Below are 7,327 nucleotides of genomic sequence, written 5' to 3'. Positions count from 1 at the left end.
TCAAATTGTTAAAGAGCGACGCAGCTTTTGGCTGCTGCGGGAGTGGCATTCTACTCAACCGCCTTCTCGAGTCAAGCCTTATTTTCAAAGGCTTTCCGAGGCTATCGACTCAGGCTTTGCGTTGCCGCTTGCCCTGTCGATGGAGGCGCATTATAGAGACATAGATCACATTGGCAAGCTCTCATCGCAATAAAATTGCAAAAAAATGCCAATCCTTAGTTATTCATATCAAAACACAGTTTTTATACAGACTTACCCACAGGGTAAGCCCAGAAAGGGCTCATTCTGCACCCTATTACCTCCCGTTCCTCTCTGCCCGTCTCCTGTTCGAAGGGTTGCTGACCATATCAATCCATATATAAAGGAAGAGAATCGCAAAGTGACGCTCAAACCAGTCCTGCCTCAGCAACCCAGGCAGCGATCAGCTCGGCTGCCGCCATGGAGCGGCAACCCGATATATTCTGCCCGACCCAGAGTGGCGAGAAACCGCTGTCACCCGCCTTTTCGGCTGCGGCACGCAACGGAGCCAATGCGCCGCTGGCATACGGGAAGTCTGGCGGCAGCACCGAAAGGGGGCCGAGTTCCCGCATCAAGCGGTTGACTATGCCCCGCGCCGGACGGCCGCTGAACAGATTGGTCAGTGCGGTGTGTTGGCCATGCCTCCCCAGCAGCGCCGCACGGTGCAGGGGTGAGGTCGTCGCCTCGTGGCAGCAGAGGAACGCCGTTCCCACCTGGACTGCGCTCGCTCCCAGAGCAAGGGCGGCTCTGATGCCCTTTCCATCGACTATGCCTCCTGCAGCGATAACCGGGATCGCTACTGCTGCCACTACCTGTGGCAGAAGGGTAAAGGTGCCCTGCTGCAAGCTGAGATCCTCACTCAGGAAGTGACCGCGATGGCCACCCGCCTCCATCCCCTGGGCGATGACGGCATCGGCTCCGTGGTCAGCAAGCCACTGCGCTTCTGCCACCGTGGTGGCGCTGGCAAACACTTTTGCGCCTGTGGCTTTTACCTGGGCAAGCAATTCGGGCTCGGGCAAGCCGAAGTGGAAACTGACCACGGCAGGTCTGAACTCTGCAAGCAGGGCCGCATGCTCGTCATTGAAGGGGGCCCGAGAGGGGGCTCGCGACGGCGCAGCGGCATCCACCCCGAACTCGGCGTAATAGGGTAACAGTACCTGGCGCCAGCGCTGCTCCGCTGCTGGTTCCGGCTCCTGCTGCCGATGGCAAAAGAAGTTGATGTTGTATGGGCCCGGCCCGCTGGCGGCGAGGCGACTCAGCTCCTTGCGCAGATCGGCACCACTCAGCATGGCGGCAGGCAGGGAGCCCAGTGCCCCCGCACTGGTCGCCGCCATCGCCAGGGCGCTGTCCTGCACGCCCGCCATGGGGGCCTGAATGACGGGATAGCGCATCCCCAGTTCAGCAAAGAGCGTCATATGATGGTTTCCTGTTTCTGATGGTGAGTCTGCCTGTGCGCCAGAGGCGGGTTGAGTCGGCATAGCGCACCTGACGTGCTGACACGTCGTCTGGCCATATCGCCTGTCCAGTTCCCGGCCAGACATCCTGTCTTCGCTTTCATCCATCAGGCTCCTTGAGGTTCATGGCACATCGGGCCCGCGAAGGGCCCGAACGTGAAGTGTCAACGCACGCTGCGCAGCAGGAAGTCCGGCTGGCCACAGGAGCGGCGCTCCCGCTTCTGCATCTCGTCGGAGCAGGGAACAGCATCCGTCCCCTGCTTGTTGATGCAGATGTAGATCTCCCGCAGGAAGCGGCCCCCATCAGCGCAGGCCACCGTGATGTTATCGGGGGCCAGCCACTCGTTGGCGCTCGACAGATCGGCCTTGAGCTGGAAGCTGTTTTTGCGCAGCGGCTCTTCCGGCGATTGATAGGCGGCCGGGATCTTCACCTTCTGGCGCAGATCGCTGGCCAATTGGTGAAATGCCTCCTGGCTCAGCCCGGAACAGGTGCCGTGCTTCTCCCATTCATGGCGATAGAGGAAGCGGCTGGGGTAGAGCCCGGCAAACTGCTGCTCCATATCCGCATCCAACCGCTCGCGGGTGCAGCTGGCGGGGTAGCCGCGCTGATACTGGGGCCAGAGCCCATGCAGCACGAACCCCAGCTTGCGGGCGCACTGCTCCCGATCCCCTGGCTTGATGGCGCAATGCTCGGGCGACCAGGAGAGTGCCATGGCGTAATAGTCAAACTCCCCCGCATGGCCCTTGCCCTGGGCGGCGGAGATCCACAACAGCGACCCCACCAGCCATACCATGACCTGCTTCATCTCTCGTTCCCCCTCATCTCTTTGCACCCGGTGGCGCCCCATTTTGCGCCCTCATGCTCCCATAACAGGGAGTCAAAGAACAATCGCTCAAAATGGCCTTACTCACTGTGGGTCAGACCAGTAAAAGGTTTCCCCTGCCGGATCAGAGGCGTAAGCTGGCTCTCCGGCGGGCCTTCATGACGCGCCACGTTTCCCCGATTTCATCAGCAACAGGACGTAACATGATCCGCAAGAATCCCTCAGGTCACCTGCCCGTTATCGACGAATCCGCCTATATCGACAAGACCGCCATCATCTGTGGCAAGGTGATCATCAAGGAGAACGTGTTTGTCGGCCCCTATGCCGTGATCCGCGCAGACGAAGTGGACGAGAGTGGTGACATGGAACCCATCGTCATCGGCGCCAACTCCAACATTCAGGATGGCGTCGTCATCCACTCCAAATCCGGCGCTGCCGTCACCATCGGCGAGTTCAGCTCCATCGCCCACCGCAGCATCGTCCACGGCCCCTGCGAAGTGGGTAACCGGGTCTTCATCGGCTTCAACAGCGTGTTGTTCAACTGCCACATCGGCGAAGGGTCCGTGGTGCGCCACAACTCCGTGGTCGATGGCTGCGATATTCCCCCCGGCTTCTATGTCCCCTCCACCACCCGCATCAACCAGCAGAGCGATCTGGCGCAGATCCCGCGCGTCACCGTGGACGCCACCGAGTTCTCCGAGGATGTGGCTCACACCAATATCGACCTGGTCAGGGGTTACAAGGCGCTCTCCAACGAGTTTTGATCCGGCGAGCGGTTCACGACACACAACGGGCGCCACGGCGCCCGTTGTCACAACTGTAAAGAGGGCGAAAAGAGGGTGTAAAGGTGGTTGAGCCGGGCGCACGCGTCGCGTTTGATGGGGGCGTTCCCATCAATGGAGTCATCATCATGTCACGCTATCCTGTCGCCCTTGCCCTTCTGCTGGGCACCACGCTCCTTCATGCCGGCGAGATGCCGCCCCCGATGGGCGCCCGCCAGGGAGGCCCCATGACACCGCCCCCCTCAGTGCTCTATCACGCCAGCAAGCAGGGTGCGGATCCCCAGGTCCTGGTCCAGGCGCTGTCCAAAAACATTGATGCCGCCAAGCCGGATACCCGCTATGAGGTCACGGTCAGCGTGCGCGAACTGCCGCCCCAGCCACTCAAACCCCAGCCCGCCGGTGCACCGCTCAAGGGGCAGTGAGATGAGTCTGCACCGCCCTTCACTCTGGCTGCTTGCCATGGCCATCGCCCTGCCCGCCATGGCGGGTCCGGGGAACATGAGCAGACCGGGCGGATGGGAGAGCCCTGCCCCGCAGTACGGCCATGGGGCTGGTCCCGGCTTCGGCCACCGCGTCGACCGGCTGCCGGGAGGGGTGGAAACCTTGCTGCTGGCCGGGCTCACCTACTATGTGCTCGACGGCATCTTCTACCGTCGGCAGGAGAACCACTATGTGGTGGTCTCCCCACCTCCTCAGGTCCTGGTGGTGGCAGAGACAGGGCTCATCCCCCTGGATCTGGATGGCCGCCGCTATTACGTCAGGGAGGGTCACTACTACCTGCGAGAAATAGACGGGCGCTACACCGAGGTGCCGCCGCCAGCGGCGCTGCGCTGAATCGCACGGTGGAACAGATACGAGCAGGGGGCCTTGGCCCCCTCTTTCATTACCGGGGTTTTACCCCACTCAGGTCTGAGCCGCGTACCTCAGGACGGGTCATACAGGGGCAGCGTCATGGTCACTCTCAGCCCCCCCTGTGCGCGATTGCGCGCCTGGATGGTACCGCCCTGTAGAATCACCGCCTTGCGGGCGATGGCGAGCCCGAGCCCGTAGCCCTTGCCCATGCGGGGTGAGCCGATGCGTACGAAGGGGTCGAAGATCCCCGCCAGCTTCCCCTCCTCCACCCCGGGCCCCCGATCGGCGATGGAGAGCTGCACCTCCTGGCCCAGGCGCAGCACGCGAACATTCACCATCTGGCCCGACTGCGAGAAACGCAGGGCGTTGCGCACCACGTTCTCCACGGCGCGGCGCACCAGCTCGGCATGCCCCAGCAGGAGACAACCCTCCCCCAGCGCCGCCTCGAGCCCTATCTCGACTCCGGATTGCTGGGCTTCGAACCTGGCATCCTGGACAACCGTCTCCACCAGCGCCAGCAGGTCGTAGTGGCTCTGCTCAAGCCCGTGGCCCTGCTCGGCACGGGAGAGGGTCAGCAGCTCCCCTATCATCCTGTCCATCCGCTCCGTCTCGAGCCGGATCCGCGCCAGGGCGTCGCTCGCCTTCTCTGGGCGCTGCTCCGCCAGGCCGATGGCCATCTGGATGCGGGCCAGGGGGGATCGCAGTTCGTGGGAGACGTCGTGAAGCAGTTGCTCGCGCCCCTCGACCAACTGCTGCAACCGCTCCACCATGAGATCGAACTCCTTCGCCACCTCCGTCAGCTCGTCCCGGCGCCAGCGCAGAGCGGGCCAGAGTCTGACCCCCAGATCCCCCCTGGCTACCCGATCGAAGCTGCGCCGCAGGGCGTTCATGGGCCGGGTCAGGTGCCAGGCGAACAGAATGCTGAACAAGAGTCCCCCCAGGCCGCCAATCCAGAGCATGGGCGGAGGAATGTTGAGCCAGGAGAGGGGGCCGGGGGCCGGCCCGCCGGGGAGGACGCGCGGGTCCGCTCTGGTCTGCAGCAGATAGGTCTGCCCGTCGCTGGCAATCACGGTGCGTGTCAGCACGCTGCCCGGGCCAGGTTCCCCGGAGGCTGTCAACCTGGATGCCCGGGGCGCTGGCCGGGGAGGCGCATCGGAGACATCGAGGAGTGTTATCTGCAGCAACGGCGGCGACATGGCCTGGCTCAATGCCGTCGCAGCCTCGATTCCCCCCTTTGCCAGCACGGCTGCCGCCATCTCCAGATGCTGGCTCGCCAACTGCTGGGCCAGGTGCTCTTCCGGGGGGTCACGCTCGGCACGAAAACCGAGCCAGAGCAGTTGGCTGACCAGCACGATGGCCAGCCAAAACCCCAGCAGAATCTTCCAGAACAAACGTCCCTTGAGGATCACCGTATCTTGTACCCTATGCTGCGCACCGTCTCTATGGTGACGGCCTCCCCCGCTTTTTGCTGCAGTTTCTGCCTCAGGTTGCAGATGTGCACATCGACGCTGCGATCATAGGCCTCCCTCGGGCGCCCTACCCCTTGCAGGGAGAGGGTGTCCTTGGTGACCACCTGCTCCGGTGCTCGCACCAGCAACACCAGCATGTTGAACTCGGTGGCGGTCAGCTCCAGCGGCTCCCCCTGCCAGAGACAGACCCGGTTGGCCGGGGTGACCGTCAGATCCCCCAGGATGAGGGCATCCGGCGAGGGGGTTGCGCTCCCCCCCTCGTTGACCCGCCGCAGAACGGCCCGCAGCCGGGCCACCAGCTCCCTGGGGTAGCAGGGTTTGGGCACATAGTCATCGGCCCCCATCTCCAGTCCCACCACTCGATCCACGTTGTCCCCCTTGGCGGTCAGCATGATGATCGGCAGGCGGCTGCGCTGGCGCACCTGGCGCAGCACCTCGGTGCCGCTCAAGTCGGGCAGCATCACATCCAGCAGCAGGGCGCTGTAACGGCCGGAGAGGGCATGGTGAACACCTTCCCCTCCGGTCAGCACCTGGGTGGTATCAAACCCCTCTCCCCCCAGGTATTCACTCAACATGGCGCCCAGTTCGGCATCGTCATCCACCAGCAGGATCTTCATATGCGGTCTCCCTTGTCGGCGGCCATTTTCGCCGCTTGCCACGCACTTGGCAGCCATTTTTACGAAACCCTTACGCTTGGCGCAAAGAGCCTTAACCCGGCTCTGGGGTAGAGTGCCGCCGTGATCGTCATTCAGGATACAGGTTGTCATGCCCACGTTCTCCCCTCGTCTCTTCTGGCTGCTGCCCCTGTGCGCCCTCGCCCTGTTGCTGGCCTGGCGCCCCCAGGCCAAGGCACCCGCCAGCGACTACATCACCGCCAGCGCAAAGACCCGGGATCTGGAGCAGCTCATCATGGCGGACGGCACCCTGAAGGCGCGCAAGCAGGTGAGCGTGGGCGCCCAGGTGTCGGGCCAGATCAAGAAACTGCACGTGACTCTGGGGCAGGAGGTCAAACAGGGGGAGCTGCTGGTCGAGATAGACGATCTGCCCCAGCAGAACGCCCTCAAGGATGCCCTGGCCCAGCGCGACAACCTCCAGGCCCAGCTGGATTCCAAAGAGGCCACCCTTCGCAATGCTCGCCTCGCATACCAGCGCCAGCAGCAGATCGTCGCAAGAGGCCTTGGCAGCACGGCCGACCATGACAGCGCCAAGGCGACCCTGGACGAGACCCTGGCCGATATCCGGGCCCTCAACGCCCAGCGGGTGCAGGCCGAGATCGCGGTGGACACAGCCCGGGTCAACCTGGGGTATACCCGGATCCTGGCCCCCCTCTCCGGTACCGTGGTGGCCATGCCGGTGGAGGAGGGGCAGACCCTCAACGCCAGCCAGAGCACCCCTACCCTGCTCAAGATTGCCCAGCTCGACACCATGACGGTGGAGGCCAGGATCTCCGAGGCCGACGTCATCAACGTCCGGGTCGGCATGCCGGTCTATTTCACCATTCTTGGCAACAGCCAGCGCCGCTTCGAGGGATCCCTGCGGGCCATCGAGCCCGCCCCCGACACCATCAATGACGACGACACCACCACCAGCAGCAGCGACAGCAGCGCCATCTATTATCACGGCCTGTTCGAGGTGCCCAACCAGGACGGTCAGCTCAGGATCAGCATGACGGCCCAGGTCTATCTGGTGGTCGCCCGGCTCAAAGATGCGCTGGTGATCCCGGCCATCGCCCTGCAGGGGGATCAGGTCAGGGTGATCGACGACGGAGGCCGGATCAGCCTGCGCCGGGTCAAGGTCGGCCTGAACAACAAGGTGGATGCCCAGATCCTGTCGGGCCTGAGCGCCGGTGAGCGGGTCATCGTCAGCGAAGTGAGCGCAGGCCAGAGCAACGCCGCCGGGGGCATGCCGCCCCCCATGGGGATGTGACC

At 63.6% G+C, this 7,327-nt stretch carries 9 protein-coding genes; 5 read left to right on the top strand and 4 right to left on the bottom strand.

Going from position 1 to position 7,327, the window contains the following annotated elements; translation table 11 throughout:
* The coding region (locus AB5Y70_RS00345) for a hypothetical protein (RefSeq protein ID WP_368175894.1) at nt 1-193 on the top strand (193 nt) is incomplete at its 5' end.
* 193 nt (nt 194-386) lie between these two features.
* Here the strand turns inward: AB5Y70_RS00345 and AB5Y70_RS00340 are convergent.
* Nucleotides 387-1,433 (bottom strand): nitronate monooxygenase family protein, encoded by a 1,047-nt coding sequence (locus AB5Y70_RS00340; protein ID WP_043155325.1) that lies wholly within the window; start codon nt 1,431-1,433, stop codon nt 387-389.
* A gap of 203 nt (nt 1,434-1,636) precedes the next feature.
* Nucleotides 1,637-2,278 (bottom strand): ribonuclease, encoded by a 642-nt coding sequence (locus AB5Y70_RS00335; RefSeq protein ID WP_043155327.1) that lies wholly within the window; start codon nt 2,276-2,278, stop codon nt 1,637-1,639.
* 221 nt (nt 2,279-2,499) lie between these two features.
* Here AB5Y70_RS00335 and AB5Y70_RS00330 point away from each other — a divergent pair, with 221 nt between their 5' ends.
* The 3 genes from AB5Y70_RS00330 to AB5Y70_RS00320 all read left to right on the top strand — a co-directional run bounded on the left by AB5Y70_RS00330 (nt 2,500) and on the right by AB5Y70_RS00320 (nt 3,912).
* Nucleotides 2,500-3,060: a carbonate dehydratase gene (locus tag AB5Y70_RS00330; protein ID WP_010672952.1), complete on the top strand. Its 561-nt coding sequence runs from the start codon at nt 2,500-2,502 to the stop codon at nt 3,058-3,060.
* A 146-nt stretch (nt 3,061-3,206) separates the two neighbouring features.
* The gene (locus tag AB5Y70_RS00325) at nt 3,207-3,500 is read left to right on the top strand and encodes a hypothetical protein (RefSeq protein WP_041214573.1); all 294 of its coding nucleotides are present in this window, start codon (nt 3,207-3,209) and stop codon (nt 3,498-3,500) included.
* A gap of 1 nt (nt 3,501) precedes the next feature.
* Nucleotides 3,502-3,912, top strand: coding sequence for a DUF6515 family protein (locus AB5Y70_RS00320; protein WP_043155330.1), 411 nt, complete (start codon nt 3,502-3,504; stop codon nt 3,910-3,912).
* Between the two features lie 89 nt (nt 3,913-4,001).
* Here AB5Y70_RS00320 and AB5Y70_RS00315 read toward each other — a convergent pair whose 3' ends face one another.
* Both AB5Y70_RS00315 and AB5Y70_RS00310 read right to left on the bottom strand, forming a co-directional pair.
* Nucleotides 4,002-5,321 carry an ATP-binding protein gene (locus AB5Y70_RS00315; RefSeq protein WP_202608037.1) on the bottom strand — a complete coding sequence of 440 codons (1,320 nt, stop codon included), beginning with the start codon at nt 5,319-5,321 and terminating at the stop codon, nt 4,002-4,004.
* Nucleotides 5,322-5,335: 14 nt separating this feature from the next.
* Nucleotides 5,336-6,016 carry a response regulator transcription factor gene (locus tag AB5Y70_RS00310; RefSeq protein ID WP_010672948.1) on the bottom strand — a complete coding sequence of 227 codons (681 nt, stop codon included), beginning with the start codon at nt 6,014-6,016 and terminating at the stop codon, nt 5,336-5,338.
* Between the two features lie 148 nt (nt 6,017-6,164).
* On the opposite strand from AB5Y70_RS00310, the gene AB5Y70_RS00305 reads away from it, so the two are divergent.
* Entirely contained in the window at nt 6,165-7,325 is a 1,161-nt protein-coding gene (locus AB5Y70_RS00305) for an efflux RND transporter periplasmic adaptor subunit (RefSeq protein ID WP_045523451.1), read from the top strand.
* Nucleotides 7,326-7,327 lie beyond the last annotated feature (2 nt).

The sequence above is a fragment of the Aeromonas sp. s1(2024) genome, from assembly GCF_040908005.1.
Lineage (GTDB): Bacteria > Pseudomonadota > Gammaproteobacteria > Enterobacterales > Aeromonadaceae > Aeromonas > Aeromonas caviae.
Note: the sequence above shows the minus strand (reverse complement) of the source record. Positions and strands in the feature narration are given on the sequence as shown.